This is a genomic window from Laspinema sp. D2d (genome assembly GCF_025370755.1).
Taxonomy (GTDB): domain Bacteria; phylum Cyanobacteriota; class Cyanobacteriia; order Cyanobacteriales; family Laspinemataceae; genus Laspinema.
In genome coordinates this window covers 1-2,803 of the sequence record NZ_JAMXFC010000079.1, presented here as the reverse complement: position 1 = coordinate 2,803, position 2,803 = coordinate 1, and the positions used below count along the sequence as shown (strand labels likewise).

Here is a 2,803-nt window from a genome sequence, read left to right as displayed (position 1 = left end):
CCATAAAAATGGTTTGGCGCTCGTTCGGTTAAAGTAATCGATAAACTTAAGGATTTGTTCAGATAAGTCATAGATAGGGTTTGCTGAAAAAGTTATAAAAAGCAGGGGGGGGCAAATGAACAAGAGGCCCCTCTGACTGCATAAATAAACAGGGCTTTACTTCGATTCTTCAATTCATAGTTAAAATTAATGCTTCTGGATAAAATTATAATAGGTTGGAAAAATTGACACAAAAAAAGACAGTAAAACTGCCTGAGCAGTTTCACTGCTGTTGATCACTAAAAACGTTAGAGTAATGGAGGTTTCAGAAGTATTAGAGAGTTTAGCCATGACTCGATTCAGACTGAATCTTCTTTTGCCCTGTCCAAATTTCCCTTCAATTTCGTTGCGAATACGCTCATCTTCTTGCGCTTGTTTTTTAGCTTGAAGACTGACTTGGGCCGGAGGTCTCCCTAATGGAGGACCACTGAGTCTAATTCCTCTTTCTTTACACCAAGCTCGATTGACTCGGGTCCGATAAATTTTATCGGCATGAACTGATGAGGGGTAAACTCCCGTCAATTCTTTATAAGCCTCCACTTGACTAATCAAATCTCCACTTTCATTATAGTTGTCTCAACTAATTTTTTCGACTAATACATATCCTTCTACACAACTGACTGATAACTTCGCTCCGAATTCCGTAGGACTTCCTGACTTTCCCCGGACGATTGGACGGACATGAGGTTGTGTTAAACTGATAATCCGATCGTCGATCCTTTTTTGATTATTTGACCACATCCAATGCTGTTGACGATAAATTTCGGTTGAGACCAATAAATTCCTTCCTGTATTGCCTTCTGCTTAAGAGTTTTAGGCTGGTTCCCTTCTCGATTAACTTCTCAATATGTCCCAAATTTCGTTTGATATATTGCAGTTGTTTTTTAACGGCTTCTCTTCTTTCTTTTCGAGATGGTTTTCTCTTTTTAGCGAATTTTAAATAATCTTTTCTGGCCTTCTTTCTGTAAGTTCTTAGTTTTTTGTCTAGGTTATCCTTCAAGGATTTATATAAGAGGTCTATGATAATTTCGGTAGTTTCTCTCGCTGGATTTAACAGATCCACATCCGTAGGGTATTTGATGTCGGCAGGTGCTACTGTTGCATCCATTAATAGCTGACCTTTATTTTCTTTTGGCTTGGGGGCTTCTTCTAACTTTTTTGTGCTGGGTTCCTCCGGATTGAATCCTAGACTTTTTTGGACAATTCTGCGATTGATTTTTTGAAGCAGAGCCTGACTAATTCTTTGCCGAAAATGAACCATTATTGAAGGGTCAAAAGGCGCTTCGTTTTGATAACTGGTTCTTCCAATAAAATACTGTAAGTAAGGGTTTTCCTGGATTTGCTCAACAGTTTCTCGGTCACTGATTCTCAATTTCTCTTTGATGATTAAAGCGGCCAGTGCCATCCGCCAAGGTTTAGCGGGCGCTCCCATTTCTTCTGAGAAATTTTGGGCATATTCTGACTCAAATTCGGACTCTTAGAATTAGCTTCGACAGAACTACCCAACGATTTTCTTCACATAGCTGGCCCAATGAGGGAAGTTCAAAGGCTTCTTCGGGCCCCAAGTCATTTTGTGATTTTCGATACATTTTCCCTTCACCGATGCACAACAATTTGCAATTTTACCTCTTTTTCCTGTCTTTTGTGTCCTGGCAATACTTTTACAAGCCTTGTCCAGTAAGATTTTCGCTTCTTTTCAGCAAGCCCTAGATAGAAGTGAATTCACCTCGTTTTAAAAGGCGACGGGTCAAGATACTGAACCAACATTCAATCTGGTTTAACCAGGAGGTGTGTTTGGGCAAATACACAAAACGAATGCGATGGGTTGGGTCGCTTAAAAAAGCACCAGCGTGTTTTCATCGATTTCAAAATTCCTTTTTTCCCTTTAACACCTAAGTCGATATCTATATGACAACAAGAGGCTACTAACTTAACTAGAGATTCACTCATATGAGTATTCAGTTGGTCAACCATAAAAATCCACCCGGCTTCGGGATCCGTATCCATTGTTTTAGTGATATGGTTGGCAAAATCTATTTCAGTACGAGTCGGACCAATAGAGGGTTCTATAACTTGTCCCTTAAAGATATCCCAATTGGCTATTAAACTTAGAGTCCCATGTCGGATGTACTCGAACTCTATCCGTTTTACTTCTCCAGGAATCATCGATTTAGTCGGGTAAGCTCTTTCTAATGCTTGAATCCCCGTCATTTCATCGGTACTAATCAAATGCACACCGTTTTCGGCCAATTCTGATGCGTTATTGTGTAGTTTACAAATATTATTTACCTGTTCTTGAAATACTTCCCTATCTTTAGGGCCTGTATTTAGCCAGCATCGAGACCGGTGCGGTTGAAGATCAGCCTCATTTTAAAAAACGACCCACACTATAGCGGGAAATTTCTTTGACTATTCCTCTTTTAACGACTTCGGATGCCAATTCTTGGTGAGTCCATTCATTGATTGGCCGCTGACTTTGTGAGGGATGTTCACAGGCTACTGCCACAATTTGGACAATATCATCTACCGTAAATGTGGCGGGCTTACCAGAACGAGGTTGATCACTTAAAATATCTACAATCAGTTGAATTAATTTTTGATCGCTAGTTGCGGAGGTTTCGGCTTCCGCTAGAGTAGCTGAGGCCGAAGCCCATCGTGCCCGCCACATCCGCACTTGATTCCGGTTCATTTCCAACCGATTGGAGATTTCGGTATTATTGATTCCATCAGCAGCCAACAAGACTAACTTGGCTCTTTCTACTAA

3 protein-coding genes and 1 pseudogene are annotated in these 2,803 nt (G+C 40.5%); all 4 read right to left on the bottom strand.

Translation table 11 applies throughout. The features are described from left to right. Positions 1-92: 92 nt before the first annotated feature. Positions 93-1,628, bottom strand: a pseudogene (locus tag NG796_RS26255) (IS5 family transposase). A 117-nt stretch (positions 1,629-1,745) separates the two neighbouring features. Then, positions 1,746-1,847, bottom strand: coding sequence for a hypothetical protein (locus NG796_RS26250; protein WP_411268829.1), 102 nt, complete (start codon positions 1,845-1,847; stop codon positions 1,746-1,748). Next, complete coding sequence (locus NG796_RS26645; protein WP_411268828.1) at positions 1,807-2,289, bottom strand: transposase; 483 nt, start codon at positions 2,287-2,289, stop codon at positions 1,807-1,809. The genes NG796_RS26250 and NG796_RS26645 overlap by 41 nt, the downstream gene beginning before the upstream one ends. Before the next feature lie 115 nt (positions 2,290-2,404). Beyond that, positions 2,405-2,803: helix-turn-helix domain-containing protein (locus tag NG796_RS26240; protein ID WP_411268827.1), on the bottom strand; the 399-nt coding region annotated here is incomplete at its 5' end.